The organism is Niallia sp. FSL K6-0212, from assembly GCF_038007605.1.
Classification (GTDB): domain Bacteria; phylum Bacillota; class Bacilli; order Bacillales; family Cytobacillaceae; genus Niallia; species Niallia circulans.
In genome coordinates, this window is sequence record NZ_JBBOXL010000002.1 from 158797 (window position 1) to 181302 (window position 22506).

The 22506-nt window shown below is 33.7% G+C and carries 18 protein-coding genes; 1 reads left to right on the forward strand and 17 read right to left on the reverse strand.

Translation table 11 applies throughout. From position 1 onward, the window contains the following. Positions 1-39: 39 nt before the first annotated feature. The 14 genes from MHH96_RS24460 to MHH96_RS24525 all read right to left on the reverse strand — a co-directional run bounded on the left by MHH96_RS24460 (position 40) and on the right by MHH96_RS24525 (position 16770). Entirely contained in the window at positions 40-363 is a 324-nt protein-coding gene (locus MHH96_RS24460) for a hypothetical protein (RefSeq protein ID WP_152116068.1), read from the reverse strand. Positions 364-1635: 1272 nt separating this feature from the next. Beyond that, positions 1636-2451 carry a hypothetical protein gene (locus tag MHH96_RS24465; protein WP_341118258.1) on the reverse strand — a complete coding sequence of 272 codons (816 nt, stop codon included), beginning with the start codon at positions 2449-2451 and terminating at the stop codon, positions 1636-1638. A gap of 19 nt (positions 2452-2470) precedes the next feature. Beyond that, positions 2471-3028, reverse strand: a complete 558-nt coding sequence (locus MHH96_RS24470) for a hypothetical protein (protein WP_341118259.1) — start codon at positions 3026-3028, stop codon at positions 2471-2473. Positions 3029-4861: 1833 nt separating this feature from the next. Then, positions 4862-6094 carry a tyrosine-type recombinase/integrase gene (locus tag MHH96_RS24475; RefSeq protein ID WP_341118260.1) on the reverse strand — a complete coding sequence of 411 codons (1233 nt, stop codon included), beginning with the start codon at positions 6092-6094 and terminating at the stop codon, positions 4862-4864. 2 nt (positions 6095-6096) lie between these two features. After that, positions 6097-6300: a DUF3173 family protein gene (locus MHH96_RS24480; RefSeq protein ID WP_341118261.1), complete on the reverse strand. Its 204-nt coding sequence runs from the start codon at positions 6298-6300 to the stop codon at positions 6097-6099. After that, entirely contained in the window at positions 6278-6907 is a 630-nt protein-coding gene (locus tag MHH96_RS24485; RefSeq protein WP_341118262.1) for a replication protein, read from the reverse strand. The genes MHH96_RS24480 and MHH96_RS24485 overlap by 23 nt, the downstream gene beginning before the upstream one ends. Before the next feature lie 133 nt (positions 6908-7040). Beyond that, positions 7041-7637: a hypothetical protein gene (locus tag MHH96_RS24490; protein ID WP_341118263.1), complete on the reverse strand. Its 597-nt coding sequence runs from the start codon at positions 7635-7637 to the stop codon at positions 7041-7043. Beyond that, a complete protein-coding gene (locus MHH96_RS24495) occupies positions 7638-8708 on the reverse strand; it encodes a helicase HerA domain-containing protein (RefSeq protein ID WP_341118264.1) in 1071 nt (356 codons plus the stop codon). Beyond that, complete coding sequence (locus MHH96_RS24500; RefSeq protein ID WP_341118265.1) at positions 8708-9022, reverse strand: hypothetical protein; 315 nt, start codon at positions 9020-9022, stop codon at positions 8708-8710. Before MHH96_RS24500 ends, MHH96_RS24495 begins: the two co-directional genes overlap by 1 nt. 225 nt (positions 9023-9247) lie before the next feature. Next, complete coding sequence (locus MHH96_RS24505) at positions 9248-9973, reverse strand: hypothetical protein (RefSeq protein ID WP_341118266.1); 726 nt, start codon at positions 9971-9973, stop codon at positions 9248-9250. 1 nt (position 9974) lies between these two features. Further along, positions 9975-12752 (reverse strand): DEAD/DEAH box helicase family protein, encoded by a 2778-nt coding sequence (locus MHH96_RS24510; RefSeq protein WP_341118267.1) that lies wholly within the window; start codon positions 12750-12752, stop codon positions 9975-9977. Position 12753: 1 nt separating this feature from the next. Beyond that, a complete protein-coding gene (locus tag MHH96_RS24515; protein WP_341118268.1) occupies positions 12754-14649 on the reverse strand; it encodes a site-specific DNA-methyltransferase in 1896 nt (631 codons plus the stop codon). 404 nt (positions 14650-15053) lie between these two features. Then, positions 15054-16145, reverse strand: a complete 1092-nt coding sequence (locus MHH96_RS24520) for a DnaA N-terminal domain-containing protein (protein ID WP_144545608.1) — start codon at positions 16143-16145, stop codon at positions 15054-15056. 355 nt (positions 16146-16500) lie between these two features. Next, complete coding sequence (locus MHH96_RS24525) at positions 16501-16770, reverse strand: hypothetical protein (protein ID WP_016205235.1); 270 nt, start codon at positions 16768-16770, stop codon at positions 16501-16503. Positions 16771-17334: 564 nt separating this feature from the next. Here MHH96_RS24525 and MHH96_RS24530 point away from each other — a divergent pair. Next, positions 17335-18497 (forward strand): IS3 family transposase gene (locus MHH96_RS24530; RefSeq protein ID WP_163187703.1). Its coding sequence is split into 2 segments (ribosomal slippage): positions 17335-17611 and positions 17611-18497, totalling 1164 coding nucleotides; the frame shifts between segments, so codons are not numbered across the junction. Between the two features lie 69 nt (positions 18498-18566). Here MHH96_RS24530 and MHH96_RS24535 read toward each other — a convergent pair. Genes MHH96_RS24535 through MHH96_RS24545 form a run of 3 tightly spaced genes read right to left on the reverse strand, consistent with a single transcriptional unit; the run spans position 18567 to position 22444 of the window. Next, positions 18567-20285 (reverse strand): LPD1 domain-containing protein, encoded by a 1719-nt coding sequence (locus tag MHH96_RS24535; RefSeq protein WP_341118269.1) that lies wholly within the window; start codon positions 20283-20285, stop codon positions 18567-18569. A 60-nt stretch (positions 20286-20345) separates the two neighbouring features. Continuing rightward, on the reverse strand, positions 20346-21350 hold the full coding sequence (locus tag MHH96_RS24540; RefSeq protein ID WP_341118270.1) for a DNA cytosine methyltransferase: 1005 nt from the start codon (positions 21348-21350) through the stop codon (positions 20346-20348). An 11-nt stretch (positions 21351-21361) separates the two neighbouring features. Then, a complete protein-coding gene (locus MHH96_RS24545; protein ID WP_222125405.1) occupies positions 21362-22444 on the reverse strand; it encodes a DUF6094 domain-containing protein in 1083 nt (360 codons plus the stop codon). Between the last annotated feature and the right edge of the window lie 62 nt (positions 22445-22506).

Here is a 22506-nt window from a genome sequence, read left to right on the forward strand (position 1 = left end):
ATAATCTCATTTCCCATTACATTGTGCTTCCTGATTGGTTTAATCTTTAACAAGCGGCACAAGGGATACGCTTCCTTCTAATCCTGCTACTATATCTAGTAGATTCTGTCGATTTTCGATATTGATATCTTTTATTTCTTTAACCTTGTTAGCTGCTACGTCATATTCTCCAATCATTAATTCTATTTCCATCCACCACCAAATTTTATGGTAAGTTTCATTCCCATGATGAATCTGCTTTAAAATGCAATATCCATCCTGTTCTACTTTCTTTTCGATTTGTTTTACTAGTTCCTTGGTGGTCCTAGAATTCTTGGTACCCTCTTTTAATTTTCTCTTTTTAGATTGCTTTTTCGTCGTCATACCTCTCTCAATCCTTTCTGTTATGAATTCATCTATACAAGTGCTTCATTAAAATAACGCAAAAAAGCCTTTGTGATTTAATGTAGATAAATAGCTTATAAGCTATTTATTTTCATCAACCACAAAGGCTGTTAACGTTATATTAAGACTGCTAATCCCTTAAGGGATTGCAAATAAAAAATAAAAGTACGAAACATTTGTATAGTGGTATTATATCCCTACTTTTCTTTTAAGACAAGTAGATAACAAAATTGGTTTTCCCTTATATAATATATATTTTTAAAAGAATTGTTTTTATTAACTTAGTATTTATTTGCTTGCAAAAATTACAACCGCCCCTTGGAAATTTTTCAACCTATAAATACCTTAAAAAATTCACAATAGGGGTTGAAAATTTTACAAAGCGAAAATTATTAGATAATTGCGCCTTGTAATTTTTACAACCCCATGTTATATTTCCGCTTTGTAAATTTTGCAAGGGGGGATGTAAAAAATTCAAAACGCATTGGAAAATTTACAACCCTCCCTTACAATTTTGATAATGCGGAAAATATTAGTGGGTAACTCTAACATTATTTGTAGTTTTGAATAAAGATTGCTTAAGACATTTTAATGACTCTTTATTATTTTTAAGAATACAAAAATTTGAGGAAAGATTGTTCAAAATGTATTTTCTTTTAATAACACTAAAGAAAAAGAATTATAAGATATAAGCATATTAAAGATACAGGAAGAATGACGAAAATGTTTTTTGGCAATTAAATAATAACAAATAGAAGTTAATCTTTATGCTATATAGACCAAAATCATATAAAGCAATCCAATATCTTATAGCATTATAGATAAATTTAATATATTATTTGATTTATTTTTTACGCCGAAAGGTATTGTATGATAAATATTTGGTCTCTATATATTAACCGGTATAAATTTCCGTTCAACAGTGCAACTGGTCCTAGAAAGCGCTGGTGATTTTGCAATGGAGAATGTAGCTCCGTTAAAGGTATACTTTGTATAAACAAGCAATTTATCTCCGTTACCACTTCCTGTGAAAGTTACTTTTAACGTTCGCCTTTTGACACACCAAGAGTTTCTTGGTGCAGTGAGTCCGTCAACTCCTTATCCTACCTTCGGTCCGTTACCGTTGCCAGACGCCATATAAGGCTCTCTCGCCTTCGTGGGATTTTCCTTTGGTAATCCCCTTGGGTTAAAGTAAAAGAAAAAAGGACGCTCAGAAGCGCCCTCAATACGGAATAGAACTGTTTTGTTTTTTTAATTAATAATTTTTTTTATTTTATCAATATCATTATCAAGAACTCCATAAACAACACCGGGCATATTATACACATACTTACTATTTCCGAAGGTATATGAGAGGATAGGTGTAATGGTCATGAAATCATGATTTCCTTCACTTTTTTTATTAAGATTATTTATTTTTATTTGCTTTTTTTCTTGTGAATGAATGTTGAAAGACTGGTCAAACTCGTATGAAATGTCTTTCGTAAGGTCGTGAATTTCAGAAAAATTAATATCCTTGTCTGTTTTATTTTTAACACTAACATCTAAAGATAAAGAAGGATAACCAACATTATATTTACCCGAGGGTTCAATATGTTGATCTTGATAAGAAACATCACTTTGGATAGCTAAATTCCCAAAATTATATGCTTTTACATCCTCATTACCAAATTGAATAAGAACTTGATCTGCTGTTTCAACTTTATCGGTTAAGACCTTAGTAGTAACAATGATGTTAATCAACTTATAGTTTTGGTATATAATTCCTTCATCCACTTGGTAATCTATAACATCAATATTTGGATTGTTAAACTCAATAGATGACACCAAGTCTTTAATTGAAGAATTGGTGTTTTGGACATCTTGAACACCAAAAATATTAAAGGCCATACCATCTTTATTCTCAACGATATAACTTATAAAGTTATCACCGAATTTGAGATTTATATAGTTATGTTGATTACCTTCGACACGTTTGTTGTTTGTTTGAAATATCAAAAAGAAAACAACAAAGGCCAAAGCAACAATTGTTACTAAACTAAATACTTTTTTTCGGCTTTGTATCATGAAATTTTTCCTCGCTCAATTATTGATATACGACCTGTAAATAAGTATCTTTACGCGGAGCATAATGGTAAGTTTTTTTATCAGAATATAACAGACCTTGTGTATTATACAATCTTACTCTGACATACCTCTTATTATAATCACTATAAAAAGCAAGTTTACTATATTTACTGTTGCTTGCTGGAATAGTGATGGCAACACTATAAGTGGTTGTCACAGAATTTGAAACCCCTAATGAATTTGAAATACCTTTTGCAGTTACCCCAACATTAGAAGATATAGTTGAACTTGCTGATTGACTTTTACTCCAAGTATATGAGCTTGCTTTTGCCCATGATCCTGTTAAGTACCTAACAAATTTTTTCACAGTTGTTGGTCCTGAAAGCGTAGTTACTGCTGTATGTGCAGCCATTGTAGTGAATTCCGGTTCTGATAACTGACCTTCAACCTTAACACTTTCTCCTAGTTCTACATTTTCTTCTTCCTCACCACTGTAACCTAAACTTACTTGTGGAACCATTAATAAAAAAATCAACGCGAAAATCGTCCCCTTCAGAATACCCTTTAATCCTTTCATAGTTCCCCTCCTAATGATTGAATTTTCAAATAATTACATGTTTTTCAAAAGCACCTGCATACCTTCTTAAAACTACAAAAACAGGTAAAAATAACCATTACATTACTACCCCATCATTAACTCTAATTACCTCTGCATTAATTCCGGCAAAGTTTCCACATTGATTACAATCGCTTACATTCCAGTTAACTTATTTTTTTCATCATTTTTTCTCCTCCCTAAATTTTTTGTTGTTTATATCAATTTAATTGATACCTTTGTTTAACACTTATTTTAAATTAGTAATTTAAATATGAGTTGCTTATTTGTGAGGTTTATTCTAAATTCAATTGACTTAAAAAAATTATATACTAGAGTATGTTGTTAAAATATCAGATTTTTCGTTAGGTTGGCTATATAATGGATAACCTCCATCTTGATTTTCTAATTCGGTAATTTTTTTATATCTCAATTGGAACAATATCTTTATCTAATTGTTGATTAATATCCATTATTGATTCCATTAATTGTATGTCCTATTTTGTATCCGAGAGAGATTTCTGAAAATTAAGAAGATTTAGTTGTTTAATAATTGACGGATTTTCAATTCCTTGTTTTTTCAATGTTATTTCTATTGAAGAAAATAAATTTAAAACCCAGAAAATGAAACAATTTCATATTTATTGGTATCTAATTCAAACTCAGAATACTTTACTATAAGCCAATTACTTATAGTAAAGTAAATTTGATCTGATAACTCATAAGAGAGTTTATCTATTATTTCCAGAGCCATTTTGGTAGAAATTAAATAGTTCACTAGTTCTTGTTTGCTATCTCTCCGTGAAAAGATAAAAGTAATCGTTTGTTGATAGTAAATTGTTTGGTAATAATTGAATCTCTAGAAGGGGTTGAAAGTTGAGGTTTTTTAAAATTTTTGAATAAAGCCATATATCATATAAATTACCCATTTTATAATCTTGCAAAAAAAGGTTCAAAATCATGAGTATTAGTTAATAATTTTGCTTCCAGGAATAATATAGAGTATATAAATCAATATTTGACTCTGCTTTTATGGGGATTCCATTTTGTTGAACAATTGAGTATGATATTTTTCTTTAACATTGGTTATATTACCTCTTATGTAATACTCTAACACATTTTTGGGATTATTTGTATTCAAAATTAAATAAAAAGATAATGCACACAAATTATTTACACGTATTTATAACTAACTTAAGCATAACACTTCTTGTTAAACTATATATTGGAAAATTTATTATATTTCTTTTGAATCATTGTTAATTAAAGTGGTTTTATATTAAAAGAAATTTTATTAAAAAAGAAAAAATATCCTCCTTATAACTTATATATATAGAAGCTACCTACAATATTATTTCACATACTTCATGGTGTAATGTTGTACCAGCTGCAAGAATTCTCCCCTATTAATTTTTTATATTGTGGTTATTTTGGATACTGCCAATTTTTCTCTCGTTCTTAAAAACTGTTATTATTAAATGCTCTTCATCCAATTTACATAAATAATTGCTAGTCTTATATTCAAATTCTTCCATAGATCTCACCTTACTTGTTTGATTGCGTTTGATTAATCATAACTACCTCTAATTCTCATCTCCTTTTCTTTTTACATTTTTACTGTTCCCCTGTAATGATCCCTTCTCGAACCTTCGAAAAAACACTGAAAAAGAGTTAGAAGCAAATAATGCAATGACAATAGGAGAAGGGTCGAAACCTTTTATTCAAAGAGAGGCCGCTCACCTACAATTATTCCATCTCAATGGGGTGGTTAGACTTAATAAAGCCTGTTGTTATCACGTTTTTAGGATGTTTCCACTATTTTGGAGACAGTTTTGGCGACATCTTTTTCACCGCTTGATTACCGACAAAGGCAAATTGCTTACTTAGGGCGGTTTTAATTTTGATAATCCCTGCCATAGATTCGGCGACACCATCATCAATTCCACGCCACAAATGTGCATAGTGTTTTAGCGTAATTTCTGGCGAGCTATGCCCGAGTCGTTTTGAGATAACTAAAACCGAAGCATTCAGTTCGTTAATGAGAAAGCTAACGTGCGAATGGCGAAGTCCTTTCGCCTGTATTATTGGCACACCTGCAAGCTTCGCATAACGTGCAATAATTCGAGCGATTGTTGACTTTATCATAGGTAAGCCATCATAGGAGAAAATGAAATCTATGTCTCCATGTTGTGCTTGACGTTCTTTCCAGATACGCAATACTTCAAGCGTATCATCATCTAAGGCAAGCACCCGTTTCCCATCAGCCGTTTTCGTGTGATTCTTACGATTGTAATTATTACGGCTCTTGGTAATCAGCATATGATGAACACGAAGCTGTTTCTTCTCAAAATCAATATCATTCCACCAAAGTGCAGTTCCTTCATTCACACGAACGCCTGTCATATAGTAAATCCACAACATGACGAAGCATAAATGCTCATAGAAGTCTTCCGTGTAAATCTTTGAAAGCACCTTTTCAAATTCATCTTTCGTCCAGTAAGCAACATCTGTTTTCCCCTTGGGGATTGGTTTCACTTGTCGAGCAACATTTTTATCAAGGTAATTGAGTGATACGGCAAACTCAAGAATTTTCTTCAACATTCCAAAGACCATTGAAGCATAGGATTGTGAGTACCCTGCCGCGTTTTTATCCAAAAGCCACGTTCTGAAAAATTGAATATCATGCAAAGTAATCTTTCGCATTGGCTTCTTTCCAAACCGTGCCAAAAGGATTTTCAGCGTTGGATTCCTTGACTCAAAAGTTTCCTCAGTCACTTCAGTCTTATAGTGCGGAATGTAGACGTTATTCATGAATTGCTCAAAGGTCATGCCATAATCTGAGTAACCTTGAGTTTGTAAGAAGTCATTTTTCACACGGATAGCTTCCGCATACGCTTCCTTTGCTGTTTCAAATTTCTTTCCAGATTGTGACTTGCGCCCTTTCCGCTTGATACGTTTTCCTGTGATTTTGTCCGTACCTAAGCTTACCTCATAATAGTATTGCCCTTTGTTGTCTTGGTAGACATCTTGGTAGCTAGTTTTTGGCAAATTTATTCCTCCGTTTCGGAAAACTCTACATCACCGATAACGGACTTTATCGCCTGTATTGGGACGATCGATACACGGCGCCCCTCGTAAAACTCATACCCTTGTTGTACCATAAAATGCTTCGCTTGTCTAAGAATCGAAGAAGCCGTATAAGGTGGAAAACCTGATCTAATAAGGGTTTCTTTACTCACTAACATCTTGCACATTAACGTTCCCCTTTTCTAATTTGAAGTATTCTTTCTGCCTTTCAGAGTTGTACCGTCTTGAATCTAAGAGTTTTGCAAAGAAATAGGTTTTATCAACGATGAGAGACAATAGCATTGAGTTATTCTTTCTTGCGAATGAAACAATCTCTTCAAATTCAATAAAATCATTTTCTTCGATAATATCAATAACCTCATTCAAGAATGAACCGCCTTCCTGTTCAATAAGAAATTTAGCTAAATCAAAGCCACATCCACTTTCGATGTCATCAATGCTATAAGTTGTCTTATCTGGATTTTCTGCATGGGTGAAGTAGTCAAACATTCCTTTTGGGGACATCACCACTTCAACATGAGCAGGACCATTCAGCTTTTCGCTTATCATCTCGCTAACTTGTGAGAAGCTTTTAAGTGAATCGAAGAAGAAAGCACCATGTTTATGCGATTTCTTAATTTCGCCCGTCTCCATGTTCACATCTTCGTCATGCCATGGACTCAAAATAAATGGGACGTGCATTTCTTCTAATATCGTTAAATAATTTTCCGGAGCACTTTCCTTGTAAATCAAGAATGCCCACTTGCTACTTCGTTGTTCTTTAATTTTTCCCATAGTCGCCTTCCTTGATTATTGATTACTGATCCCACGGGGGTCGTAGTAGCCCCGTGGAGTATTTTTCCGCCAATTTTTAAAATATCGGAGCTTATTTGCTTCTGCCTAAGGCAGGCAAAAGCTCCAATATTCGTCACCTCATATTTGTTCCCTCAATTCTCAGCCAGTGTTTGTACCGTTCAAAATTCGAGAAAGTGTAGTCTGGAAAGCGACTTGATATTTCTTCTCGAAGAATTTCTTTTGCTTCTAAGATTAGTTTTTGGGCTTGCATGTCATTTGGCAATTTAACGAGATAGGTGATTTTTTTATTCCTAATATCAATGACGGATTTTCGTATTGATCTATTATGCTGTTGAATCTTGAGAACACCTTCTCCTTCATGGTCGGTTTGCCTGACTAAAAACCTTCTTAAACGGTGGCTCACCCAGATTGACTTGAACCAATTTCCTAGAGAATCCTTAGATATCCTTGTTACAATCTCAGGAACCACTAACATAAGAAGAAGCAAGAAAGATACCGCAGTCATGCCTTCTAAGAGTTTGGAAACTACATCCGCAACTTTGTACAAGAATTTTGCATATTCAATCAGCGATGAATTTGTTTCGGCTTGCAGAAAAGCGCCTATCATCTTGAATGTAACTAGAACTAAAAGTAGCAATAACGAGCTTATTAACAGAAAGCCGTTAATGTGAAACGTGCGTATGAAGTATGATTTACCCAGTTTCCCCATCTACATTATTCCTTTCAAATCATTAATTGTTGGCGTTAATAATGGAACAATTTGAAACGGATGCTCGGAGTCAATAACTTGTATCAATCCCGTCCCGATTCCTTGCGGTATGACTATTCCTTCAAGTGACAAGTCTGGGAACAAAAACTGTGTCGTTTTGCTATTTATATTGCCCACTTGAATCAGTACATTAAGTTGTTCTCTGCAAGAAATAGGAATGGCATTACTATCAAATCTTTGTGATACCAGTAGCAAATGGACTTTTGTAGCCCTGCCTAACAATGAGATTTGAGATAATAGACTAAAGAACGCCTCTTTAATCGGCTTTGCAGTCCCATCTGATAGAGCCAGAACCTCGTCAATGACCAACGTGTAGTGTTCAAAGTCAGCTTGAGGGTTATTGTAAAGCACCTGTTGCCGTTGATGAATTAGCTCCAAGCTCTGACTAAGTTCGGCATTCACACTTGAAACGTAATCGCTTTTGTTTCGGTTATCGCTTGGGGCAATAACCTTAACGTTGTTCTCCCTGCCCCATCTACTTGGCATATCAAATTTGGGGTCTACAATTACTAGCTTCGAGTTCTTCTTCAATACGCATAGAAGGTAGGTGAGAAAATAAGATTTACCTGACCCGGAGTTTCCTGCGATAGCAATACTTGTAACCTTATTTAAATTGAACTCGAAATTTTCCATGACAGGTACTTTGTTCACTGGTAATTTCGCAACATATTCGTCAATGTCCCGAATAACCAATCGCTTAGAAATACCATTTATCCATGGGAAGAAAAGAGCACGTTTCATATGAATATCATCCGTTTTCAATGGGACAAAATAAGCTCCCGCCTGTTTTAATAACGTAAAATTGGGGTATAGAGCCGCGTTACTAATAAGATAGATTTTTTGATAAAGCTCATTATCAACGACATAGCTTGCAGGTAGGCGAGGGACGAAGTAAAAGCCTTCGTCCGCTACCCTTACATTAAATGCGTTGGTGTAAGAAGTCTCACCGTTTATCTGCAATGCCATGTTCAGAGCTTGGAGCAGGTACCCTTCAAGTTCTGAGTTCTTCATTATTTAACAACCCGTATCCCTTCTGAACGGAAGTACACATTTGAGCGAATTTCGATGGCTTCCAGATTATCCAATTTTACTTCTGAAAGAAACGGTGGCAACGATGGTTTTTTGACAAATTTCACAGCGAATGGGTTAACTCCCTCCTGAGTGAAGTAGAGCTTGTAGCCTGTCACCTCATCTGTACGTTTTCCCTCAATCCAGTTATATTGTGTTTCAATCTCAGAAGAAACATTGATGATTGGTTTGTCGTCAGAAATATACTGACGTGCCGTTTTTTCGTTGTATGCATTTTGTGAGTTTTTTGTTTTCATAGTACATTTCCCCTGCTTTCTTTTTGTATTGACTATCAGCAACTAGTCAATCTGTGGGTCAGAATTGTTTGCAACCAAGACTGACCTTAGAACATCAAATGTTTGCTGTTCATTTGATATTGAAAGTATGACACTATTCAAATTCTGATGTGGGGGGAAAAAAATCTGTACATAACAAAAAGACCCCCGCACAAAGCGAGAGCCTATATGATACAATATTTTCTTTTATTCAGTTGGAGCTTCTTCAAAGGAATCAAATAGATTATTAAGGCAAATACCACTCACGAATGGAAGTAGAACCTTCTCTGCAAAAGTATTTATTTTTAGTGGTAGTTGGTAAAACGTCAGGACTGTTTCACCATCTTTGTTATGAACAGATGCCCCATCAGTATACTCCCCAACCTCATCAACTAATTCGAAATAATCGTATTTATTATATGTGAAATCAATAAAACGGTCTTTCAGAGACTTATATTCTTCATAACCATTTTGTCCATTTCCAACTTCTTTGTTTTCAACAATGGATTCACGATTAAGTCGATAAAAGTCTTTGACTTCACTTTCTGTTGTTAAGGGAGTTTCCATCCAAAACTTAGAATAATCTTTGCAAGTATGCATATCTAAGAGTAGAGTGGTAAACAATTCTTCAAAGTATGATTCTGGGTCACTACCCCAATAGACTTCGTTTAGGTCATGAAAATCTAATCGTTCTTCGATTGCCTTTGCCAACTTTATAGTTAAAAGATATGGATTATCCTTCTTTGTTCTTATACAATTCAGAACGTTACCAAATAATTTTCTATCAGGGTAAATCTCAATCATGGCACCACGATTAGGTTGCTTTTTCTTCCATTCACCATACTTTTGACTTATCCGAGCTGAAGCAAGTTTATAAATTAACTCACATGTTTTATCAAAGGATGGTTCTAAAGTTTCCTTTGCTCTTGCCATCTTACTCACCACCCAGCTCCATTCCAATAGATAACTCTAATATTTCTTGAGCCGAGGAGGAAACAGATACTTCCTGCACTTGAGTAATTTCCGCAAGTTGAGCCATAGTTTTTTGACCATCACCCTTAGTGTAGAATTTCAACCCACTAATTCGGACATTCTTTGTATCATCTTCAAATTCCATCTCTGCTTGGTGGTCAGTCATATACAATAACAAGTCTTGTTTCCATAACTCGCTGACAAACCTGTCGCCGCTCATTCCTTTTGGTTCAATGAATATTTGGAAATAAAAATTGCTATCCTCAAGGAATAAAATAAAATCAGGTTGAAAACCTTGTAAGTGCATGTCTACTGTTTCGCCTGCACGATTGATGCGTGATCCATATTGATGCAACTTAAGTTTCTCACTTTTTGCTGATTCGCGGTGCATATTTTCGTCCATTCGGAATAGGTAGACAGCCTTGTTGTATTTTTGTTTTAACTCATCTACATAGGCTTTAATTCGCTCAATCAACTCATATTCTAGCTTGTTGACGATTGCTTTTTCATAAACGTAAAATTCATCATCCATTTCATAAGCGTCAACCTCTTGAGTTGCTACATTCAAAAGGTTGACGGTGTCATACTCTGGAACACGCTTGTTGTAATTTGTTAAGTATTCCCTAATCGGATAGCCGATAAATCTATTGGTTCCTCGTTGTTTAATATAACCTGATTTGAATTTTACTTCATACTCTTTCAATAAATCGATAGTTACTTTCAAAATCTCATTTGGAGAAATATCTGACGCTTTGTATCCTTTAGGAACAGTCAAGAAGAGCTTCAAATTCCCTGCATTTAACCATTTTTCTCCATAGATAAATTCTTTCATAGAAGTCAGGAGGGGAAGATACTTTTTCAAATTATCAAACTGGTAAAACTCCAAGCGTTGGATGGCTTTCTTAATGAAACGAACATCAAATTTTTCTATACTGATAGTTTTTGTTTCAATATTTTCAACAGTAGCTTTATAAGAAACTTCCCGACTACCATAGTTCAAGCTTCGAGATATATCTGACTTATGGTTAATTCCATACTTTTCAATAGAGTCGAACCATTCAACTGATACGTCCTCGGCTTCGTTATAATAGATTTTCCCTGTTTTATAGGTATCTGTTTTCTTGAAGGAAGGTTTAACTTTAATTTCAATAGGCGGATTTTTCTTATCTTGTCCCGTTGGTAAATCCATTTGTTTCAAAGAGCCCACTAGCTGTTTCAAATATTGAGGTTCATTCATTGTATGGTAGTGGAGGGTTTCCAAAAATAATTGCTTATTTGAGGAATCATTGTCATATCTCCGCTGATAGCTTTTCTCACCATCTATTTCAAATGGATAATACCTTGCACCACGTCCAATCAGTTGAGCTTCAACCATGGTAGCGTTCTTGTTAGTGCCTGCTTCTTTTTCGATACGAACAATATCATACAGATTGAGTACATCCCATCCCTCTGTAAGTTTTGCCACAGCAAAAACTACACGATAGAGGTTGTTTGGGCTTTCGAGAGTGTTCAAGGCTTCATACTGACCTTTTTCAAGCATATTGCCACTGGCATCGTTAGCATTCAAAACATTTCGAGGGTCAAAGTCGTGTTTAATCTCACGAACAATCTTTGCTAAATCATCTTCATTTTGTAGGTAGAAATTATAAGCCAACTCTAGTGCAGAGCTTTCATTACTATCCAATACACGCTGACGATGGATGAATGACACTAAATCACTTACGTTTAGATTAGCAATGAGGTCATTAAAGACTTTTGTTGCTTCAAGTGAGATTGCAACTTTTGGTGATTTGAACATAATCACGGGCTTGAACGATCCCGCGACACCCTCAGCATAGGCTCGATATTTTCGATATTGTGAGAGTAACACCACGTTTAGCATTTTATCTTCATCACTTGCGGATGTTTCAATACGTTTAACCTGCTTAGAGTACCCATCAAACATAAGTTTGTTTAACGGATAACGGTAAACGACTTTATCACGATACTTGTTGTAAATTGCTTCCTTATCAAAATCCACTGTTGCCGTGAACTCTAGTAATAGATTCTTTTGCTCCTCGTAATCCCTAGCCCTTAGAATCTTATTGATAGCAAATTCCCAAGTGTTCTCAGCTTCTTTTTCTGATTTTGTGCTTGCGGAATAGTGATGGGCTTCATCAGCCAAAACAACCACAGGATGATTTTCATAATCGGATAAACCCATTGTGTTCTCTTTTAACACAAACAAATCATCTGATAGCTTTTGCACGGTTGAAAGCTTAATATAGATGGTATTATTTTGGCGAACACGAGGGAAACGCTCAACTTGTCGAATATAAATTCGTTGTCCTTCAATCTCAATCTTCTCTTGAAAAAGATACTTCTCACTATTTTCATTTACCAAATTATCCATCGTTTTCATAAGGACGGAATTTGTATTTACCGTAAACAAGAAATTCTGATACTTATGTTCCTGATAAAGGTAGAGAATTAGACCCGCCATCAAATCCGTTTTCCCTGAACCAGTCGCCATGTTAAACAGAACGTGTTGAGGACTTGGGTTAATCTGGGTTTGCGTATAATGATAGTTACGCATTGCTTCATCTTGATAATCACGTAACGTATGGAGTAAATTTTGATTGATATACTCTGGAATAACATACCCTTGATGTTGACTAAATAAGTTTTGTTCTGCCATCTCAGCCTGCTCAACTAAGGGGAATTGTCGAACGTTAGCAGAAGCTTTCTTTGCTCTCGCCATATTACTCACCACCTTCATAGAACGCTTTATTGAAGGCGTAATCTTCATCAGAAACTAAATCACGGACATTCGTATCATCAATTTCCGAGTAGTTATAATAAAGTCCATTCTTATCAAGTAACTTAACTAACAGACGTTTATTTTCATCAAATCCTTCAGCCCAATCAATTTTAGATAAATCCGCACGGAAGGAAATATCCGCAGGTTCATCTGTATCAGTTCCTTGTAGCATACGTTCATAAACTGATTTAAGCTCCTCAGTAGTGTTTGAGTGGATAATATCTTGAAGGTAGCCCATGTTTTTGGGGAATAGTTCAGCATAGACGAATGAACCTCCGCCTTGCCAATCAACTTCTTTTGAAATTCCGCCTTGTTCGCCTTCAATAACTTTTTGTAGTCTTGGAACCGATACAGTATTAATATAATCCATTTGTTCGATACCGATAAATCGACGATTCATTTTCATTGCCACAGCTTGTGTAGTGGCTGAACCCATAAAGAAATCCAATACAATATCTTTTTCATTAGAACCGACTGCCAACACTCGTTTTAACAGTTTTTCAGGTTTCGGTGTAGCAAAAACAGTTGAGCCAAATAACTCTTTGATTTCAGAATTTGCTTCACGAGTTGTTCCTGAAGTTAGTGTATCCCATACTGATTCGACAACACGCCCCGATTGATCTTTTAGATAAATCTTTCGTATAATACGAGTTTCATCCGCATTGAACTTTATCTTTCCTGTTTCTAACTCCTTTTCAAATGTCTCCTTTGAAAAGCGCCAACCATTTTCAGGATGTTTGATAATATTTCCAGATGGAGTTTCAATGTCATACTGAAGATTAGGGCGCCATAAAGCGTTTCGAACATCAGAAGCTCTCCATGGCCCATTCGGATCGTTATCTGGATTAGAGTAATTTACATTGTCTTCTTCAGTTCTAGGCAAGAGGTTAATCGAAAAATATTCAGACTTCCTATACACTAGAATCGTGTTATGATGGAGTGATATTTTATCTGCATATCCTTTAGACTGCTTGTTATTTATCCAGACTATTTCACTAACGAAGTTATCTCTTCCAAATACTTCATCACACAAAACTTTTAAGTAATGGATTTCAGCATTATCTAATGTTATCCATATTGAACCGTCTTCGCTTAATAACTCTTTTGCTATCTCAAGACGGTTTTTCATGAATGTAAGCCATGTTGAGTGATTAAATTTATCATTATAGCCGAAACCATCTTTACCAGTATTGTATGGTGGGTCAAGATATATGAGCTTAACTTGATTGCTATACAAATTATAAAGAGTTTGCAAAGCCAACAAATTATTCCCTTTAATAATCAGATTGTCTTTCTCCTTATCAAAAGAAACAATCCCATTATCTGTACTAACTGACGAAGTATCCTCGAATCGTTTAACATTCGTCAATATTTTCTTATCAAAAAGACGGTCAATCTCATCCTTTTCAATGACTTCGTTTAAGAAGGCATCATCATAGCCATCTTCGCTATCTTCCCTTGTCATGGAAGCAGTAAGCACACCATCTTTGAACGGAAAATCTAACACCACGTCTTGGCTGTCCTGTAAGAACTTCCCTTTTGAAGCTAACCCAACACGATTTTCATACCTGGTGTAACTTGTATCCCAGTAATCATTGTAGAGAATCGCGTCCTCAAGTTGTTCAATTTGAAATAACTTCTCTCCTGCAACTTCCTTGATAAAATGTTGCTTAATAAATTCCACTTCAAATAACTTGCTAAGAAGTGCTTCATCATAATTCCGTAAATCATCCGTGAGTTTTGAGCGGTTCAATTCTTCCCCAACTAAGTATTTTCTATCAAAAGAAGATAACGCATTTTTTAGCTCATCAAAAATCTTTGGTTCAATCTTTGCCATTTTATTCATCCTCTTTACAATTTTTCTCCTAATTATAACATTGAAACCAATTCCCATATAGGCAAACCACAGAAATAAAAAAACCCACCGACAATCATTCGGTGAGATTTTTTTGGCGACAATCTTGGAGACAATCCAAATGATTTTTGGTCTCCAAAAGTCACTAGAGTTTTACTTAAAAGGCGTAAAATCAATGTTTTCAGGTGTATAAAGTGTCACTAAATTACTCCCACTCAATAAACAAACACTATTTTCTTGAATACATAGTTATTATCAATATTGCTTATTAAGAGATTTGCAACCTTCAAAATAATATTGTGCGCTTAGCAGCTAGATTAATATGAAGAAAAGGACCAAAAATGGTCCTTACTAAAATTGTTATAGTTAGCTTCTCTACATTATTATTAAACTTGCTTATAAAATTCATAATGGGAGAAATTTATGTCAGTGATCCAACTACCTGTTTTATTCACCCATTCTACTATATTATCTTTATATCTTTCTTCTAGCCAATCCATAGCAAATTCGTTCGGTGCATAAATAGTTAAAATATTATTTTGAACTTTTATTAGGATATCTTTAAACCAAGTATCGAAAGAGGGTTTAGAAATATTTGCTTGTGCAGATTCTAGAACAACAGCTAAAAGCAGTTTTTCATCTTGTGTCATATTCTTTTTTAAATGTACCTCTGTTTCAGAATAGGTAATAGATGAGTCAACTTCTTCACTTTTATCTTTTTTATGAATATTTTTAAGTATATCTTTATATTGTAAGTATTTATTGTAAATCTCCTCATAATCTAATTGTTCTGGAAGGATATCCGCTTTGTTTTTTAAATGCTTCCTGGTAAAAACTTCGTGCTCTTTGCGTAATCTAGGAGGTAATCCTTCACGTTCTTTTTTTAGCATTTTCTTTACATGAGCAGGTGCATTTTCAGGGATAATTATATTATTATCTCCCTCTATTAGCTTTTTAGATAATAAAGGAGTTTGTTTCCTGACTTTAAAAATAGGACTCTCTTCCATATTATTCCGAGACTCATTTATTACATTAAACTTATAGACAAAGCCGTAATGCTCTAGTATATCTAAATAGGTATGTAATGTTTTTCTTGATTTATCCATTTTCTCTGAAATCAATTCAAAATTGGGATACACATAGTCTTTTTCCCCATAAGCATGTCTTTTTAAATATGCATATAATCGTGTGGCGTCTCCCAGATAAAATCCCCAAAAGTCAAAAAAATAGTTATTAAAAATAGTAAGCTCACCATCAATTGCTGGAATAGACTCTCCGTGCTCGTCTAAACTAAAATTTCTAACTTGATTTTCCTCAAAGATCAATTTATCTTGCTCTGGGTAAAAATAGGTTTTATATTCTTGAGTATCCTCTATATTTATCAATTTACTTCTTTGCGTAAACATACCTGTATCTTTTAATCGAAAATACTTTAGTTTATCCTTTTTACCTTTTAAATTATAATACTCTTCTTCCACTATTGTTCCTCCTAAGTAAACCCAAGTAAACAAATTAAAGAAGGAGTTTTACTTGCTAAAACATATATTTATGTTAAAATATTTTCAAGAATATAAGTTTAGAAAACTCCCGCTTTCACTCAATTAAACTACTATCAGTTTAGCGCCTGATAGTTTAATTGTATCTAGGTGGGTTTTTTTATTTTATCATACAAGCTTTTGTTTATGGATTAAACAAAAAGGGAAAAACCCTATGACAAAATACCAAATCGAAATTTGGCCTTTTCATAGGGTTTTTCCCTTTGTATTTAATATTGAATTTATTAAAACATACTTTTTGGAATTATTCAATAGGATTAATTTCCAAAGATATTAATTATTTCAATATGATGGAATTTATTTCTCTTATTAACTCTTTTTCTTCATTAATTTTTAATAAGTAATCGGCTTGTTCCTTAGAAATTAGCAATTTTACTTCTTGGACTTTTTTACATCTATTTTTAGGTTTTTCTTGAATTATAGAAAGTAAAACACTAGATCTTATATTTTCATTACAATTTGTAAAATTTTCCTTTAACAAAGAATATAAAATCACATAATTATCTTCAGATGTAAAACCTATCCGTTTTAATAAGTAATTTTCCATCTTAATATCCCTCATTCTTATATCATCTTCTATTTATTTTAACTTATATATACAAACATTTTATAAATTTCTATAGATATCTCTCAATAAAGTATATAATTCACCAAAAAAAAGCTAACTAAACCAACGTTTACTTAGCTGTTATTATACTTTAGATATTAAGTAATAAAGTTCCAGTATACAGTGAATTTCTTTATAAATTTCCTATTCTTTTGTAACGTTAATGACATATTACCTATATTATAACCATTTTGAGGAAGAAAACAACTTTATTTTTAAAGTCCTTTGGACACTCCATTTATTTATTCACTCTTCAATTAAATTGGCTATTAGTTATCATTTTACCATCATCATAATAAAACTATAGTATAAAGTATATATAAAAAATAAACAAAATGTTAGGGTCTAAAGTTAGAGTTATAAAGAAGTTAATAGTAATTTTTATATAAAAAAGAAACCCAAGGTATCTTGAGCTAGATATTAGACTAACCTAAATAAATGAGACACTATAAAACACCTTCGAATGGTACACTTAAACAAAGTACTAACTCGGAGGTGTTTTGCATGGGCAAAAACATATATTCAAGTGAGGTTAAATGGGCAGTTGTTAAAGATAAGATGAGTGGTCAGTTTACGAATCAAGAAATCATGCAGAAATATGGAATTAAAAATGTTTCTCAAATCAAAACGTGGATGAAATGGTATCGGGAAAATCAAGTTCATCGATTCGATCAACCTATAGGAAAACAGTATTCATACGGGCATGGTCCAGATAATTCAAGTGATGAAGATAAAAAAGAACGTCAAATGAATCACTTAAAGCAGGAAAATGAAATTTTAAAAAAGTATTTGGAAATCGAAAAGGAGTTGAAAAGGAAATTGTCCTCCAATTAGTACAGACATTACGAAAAAAATATACTGTATCAGCTATTTTATCTGCTTTACATGTTCCAAGATCTACGTATTATCGCTGGGCATCTTCGCAACCAATGGAGTTATCTAAGGAGGAGGAAACAATTATTTCCCTCTGCAAAGAAACAAAGTACCGATATGGACACCGGAAGATCAAAGAGCTGTTAAAGCGTAATTATCAAATTAAATTAAACCGTAATACTGTTCAACGGATTATGCAAAAATATCATCTTCAGTGTAGAATTAAGCAAAAGAGAAGGTGGAAATCACAGGGGGAATCGGTCATTGTTGCGCCCAATTTATTACAGCGAGAATTTTATGCAAGCAATCCTAACGAAAAATGGGTAACGGATATTACCTATATTCAATATGGTCCAGATACTTTATATTTATCTACCATCATGGATTTGTATAACAATCAAATCGTTGCCTATAAGCTTTATCCCCATCAACAAACTTCTTTAGTAATGGATACCTTGGATGAAGCACTAGAAAAACGAGGGAATCCTGAAGGAATAATCATCCACTCCGATCAAGGCAGTGTCTATGCTTCTTATGCGTATCAAAGTCGGGTCAGAGAGCAAAATTTAGTCAGTAGTATGTCACGCAGAGGAAACTGTTGGGACAATGCCGTCATGGAGTCCTTTCATTCTAATCTAAAATCAGAGGAATTTCAGTATGTTAAATTCCATTCTTTATCTTTAAAAGAAGTAAAACAGCGTGTAGATCAATTTATGAGATATTATAACGAAGAACGTATTCAAGAAAAATTAGGCTACCACACACCAATAGAGTTTGGTAATATGGCAGCCTAAGAAGGTGTTTTATTACTGTCCCATATTGCTAGGTCAGTCTAATATCTTGGGTTTCTTATATTTTTTTATTTATAATATGTCATTGATCTTTAATGTATCAAATAATATATCAAAAGCTTTATTTATTTTTTCTCGCTCTTTTCCTTGAGGAAAAGCAATCTCCTCTGATGTCCCATACACTAGATAGTCATTACGTCTATTAGTTGCTGATAGTTTATCTGCAATGTAAGCTTCAAACGCCCTTGCAGCCATTTCAATAATATTACTCCAATATTTAGATTCATTTCCATTGTCTAACTCGATTGCATTTAGGTAATATTGTGATTTATCAGTTGGATAAGGTATTCTTTCAACTCTTTCTCCAGTAATTTTTTCATGATACCAAGCCATAGCCAATGCATATTTTTTAACTTCTCTTTTTGCCCTTCTTTTGAGTTTTTCTTTTTCTTTCTTTAGTGAAATTTCTGATGCTCCATAATACTGAGAAAAATCAAGTCTTCTATTTATGCTTTCTCGCTGAATAGTACATTCTTTTTTTATAGCTAATGCTATATCTCCGTTAAAACGTTCATAATCTCTTTTTAAAGCAACTCCTCTATAAGTTACATCATCTTTGTTTGTGTTTATGAAATATGCTGTTCCATTTCCTTCTCTTAAACTCTCAGATAAATATTCTAAGGCACTTTTTATTTGAGAAGGTATTTGTTCACCTAGTGTATTACATTCTGTTCCATATCCTCTACTACTTGTATTTTTATGACTTTTAATGTAAATGTAGTGATCAATGCTATGAAATAGCTCATGGGCGAGAATTCCTAAACAACCTTTATTTTTTGTCATATTAATAACTCTTGATAGAGCCTCATAAGTACCTAATGCATTTCCGCCTCTTCCTCTTGCTCCAAAAGCTAGTCCAAGTGTTCCATCTAAAGATAAAGAAGTAACATCAATTTCAAGTACATCTGCTAAATCCAAAATTGCTTCTGAAGCTCGAACTAAATGCTCCATGCCTTTTTCATCATCCATATAATGGCCAAATTGCACTCCTCGAAATCCAAACAACTCCACCAAATCTTCAGGTTTTTTTACCGGGCTTGGTTTCCCACCTCTTCTATCAGGTCTTTCTGGTAATACTCTTTCCCATTTACTATTTTTCTTTTTTGTACCTTTTACGCCATTTTCCTTTTTCCCAAAGATATCGTCCCATGTATTTATTTTTGATGCTGTATTAATAGATGATTTATATCCTGCCCTCAGAAAAAATTTTAAGAAGCTTTTCCCTAAAATAAAGAAATTTGTATCTGATTCTTTATTTCTTTCTAATATAAGCGTTTTGGAAAAACCAACAATAAAGTCTGAAACATCGTCCCACTTTTTCACTTTATTAATAAGTTCTAAGAAACTTTGGATTGCTAACATAAAGTCTCTTCTTCCCTCTTTTGTTTGAACAGCGGGAACCTTATCTATTCTATTAATAATTAATTGCTTCAATTTAGCAACTCCTGGTTCTACACCATTTTCCTTTTCAAGCTTCAGAGAAAAAGATTTTGTTAATTCTCTTTTGGTTATTAATTCCTCTGAAAGAAGCGGATTAAGCTTTTCTATGTTTTCTAATTCTTCCTCAGAATGATTTTCCTGAAATCTTCTTTTTATTTTATCTAGTTCTTTTCTAGAACCAGTAATAAAGTCTCCAACGTCATATGCAACATTCTTATCAATTTGCTTTTCTGTTCTTATTTCTTTAACTTTCTTAATATTAAGATCAAAAATACTTAATTGTGAGTTCATGTTTATATCCTCCTAAAAAACGGATTAGAATATTAGATCTAATCCGTTTTTTCCATTTAATTAAATAATCAACTCTAATTGCCCTTTTGTATTTGTTAGTAAATCTTCTGCAAAATCCTCTTTTAGAATAACTTTAAAAATTGCTTCTAAAATTGGGACGACTATACTATTTCCTGCTAGTTCGTAAAGAGTAGCATTTCTACAACCCTTTCTAGAAGGGAATTGTTCCAAGATTAATTCAAAATCCCTATCATCAAAACCCATTAATCTCCATACTTCTCTTTCAGTTAGATATCTATATCCCTCTTTATCTTTTAATCTAATAATTCCAGCGTTAGGACATCGATCTTGTCTTTCTGTTATAGTCCAACAATAATCTTCTATTACGGATAATCTACGTTTATACTTATCCGTTTCCTTAACTGGGTTAAATTCTTCTATTCTACTCAACATACTTGGAACATTAACCAAATACTGAGAACCAGTTACTTTATTCTCTAAGAATCCACTAATATGACGCATTGGGGTTCTTTCTAATTTATTGAAGTCAAATGCCTCTTTTCCAAAAATGGATATACAAAACACTCTTTCTCTTTGCTGTGGAATACCAAAGTCAACAGCATTTAAAACATTGAAAGAATTTGTGTATCCTAGTTTACGCATTTGTTGAATATAAGAGTTAAACGGGCCAATTAGGTCTCTATCTAAAACTCCTTTTACATTTTCCCAAATTACAACTTTTGGTTTCCACTTCCCCATATTTTCTATAATTTTAAGCGTTTCAAACATTAATGAACTGCGAGTCTTAGTCTTTATATTTCCACCTTTTCTATATCCTGACCTTGAAAAATCTTGGCAGGGAGATCCGTGGATAAGGACATCCGGCTTCAAATTCCATCCAACAACGGATTGTGGTTTATGAGCATGGTCATATAGAGCATTATAAGCACGTACTCTATTTTCTTTTATCTCTACATAATCTATAGCTTTATGATCAACCCCCAGATTTAATAGAGCTTTTCTTGGTGCCCCAATACCTCCGAATAATTCTAAAATTTTTATCATATCAATCACCGTCACACTAATTTTTTTATCATCCCATTTGGAGTTATTATCTTTACAGATACATCCCTCTTTGTTCTGGTTTTAGTTATTACAGTCTTGCTGCCATTGTCGTGATGTTTTACCTCTTCATCCACAATTTTAGAAACGGATTCAAGACCTTGTACTAAATGATAATTTTCGCCTTCACCTAGCTCACCATTAATCGCTCCGCTTGCTAATAATAAAGACAATTGCCCTTGATTAAGCGGCAGAATAGGTTCTCCACCTATACTTAATTGGCGTGGCTTGGTTCTATTCATAAAAGCTTCGAATCCTTTACTCTCTCTAATACTTTCAACAAAATCGTCTTTATTTGCCAATTTTGTATAAAATGTAGATAAGTTTTTATAACCGCTTGGTACATTCCATTTAAATTCTCTAGTTACAATCTGATCAATCGTATTTACATTCTTTAATATAAATTCCTCGGAATCCATTCTTAATAAAAAATCATATAATTTTTCATTAATTCCTTTATATTTTCCTGCCTTTTTTCTTCCAATAAAAATACACTGTTTATAGTCTTCATAATCCTCTTTTGAAAATCGCATAATGCCAACTTCATTAAAGTTAGTTGCTAAAAACCTAGAAATTTTTTGATCTGCAAAACGATATGAAGGAATAATATATATCAATATTCCATTTTCTTTTAGATATCTATAATTCCTTTCTAATTCAACCCATTCTTTTCTTTTGGCTGAAGAATCATCCATCCCCTTTAATGCAAAATCATATGGTGGATTAAGAAATAAGAATGACACAGCTTCATTTTGTATTACCATAGATTCTATAGGGGCATTTATACAATGATTCAAAAGCTTTGAAGCGCGTTCAGCACGTCTTCTATCAAGTTCGACTCCATAAGTATTAATAATAGTCTCTTCATTATTAAAGGCAGCTGCAAGTTGATTTAGAATCTCTCCCTCTCCGCAAGTGGGATCAAACCAAACACCACTACCTTCGACATTTAGTAATTTAATGATATATTCACCTTGTGTTTCAGGTGTTGCAAAAAAACCTGCTTTTAGTTCCGATAGGTAAGTCTTTGATGTAATCTCCGACTTTTCCCCCGGTTAGCACCGTACGTGAGACTTTCACCTCATACGGCGCCCCATCT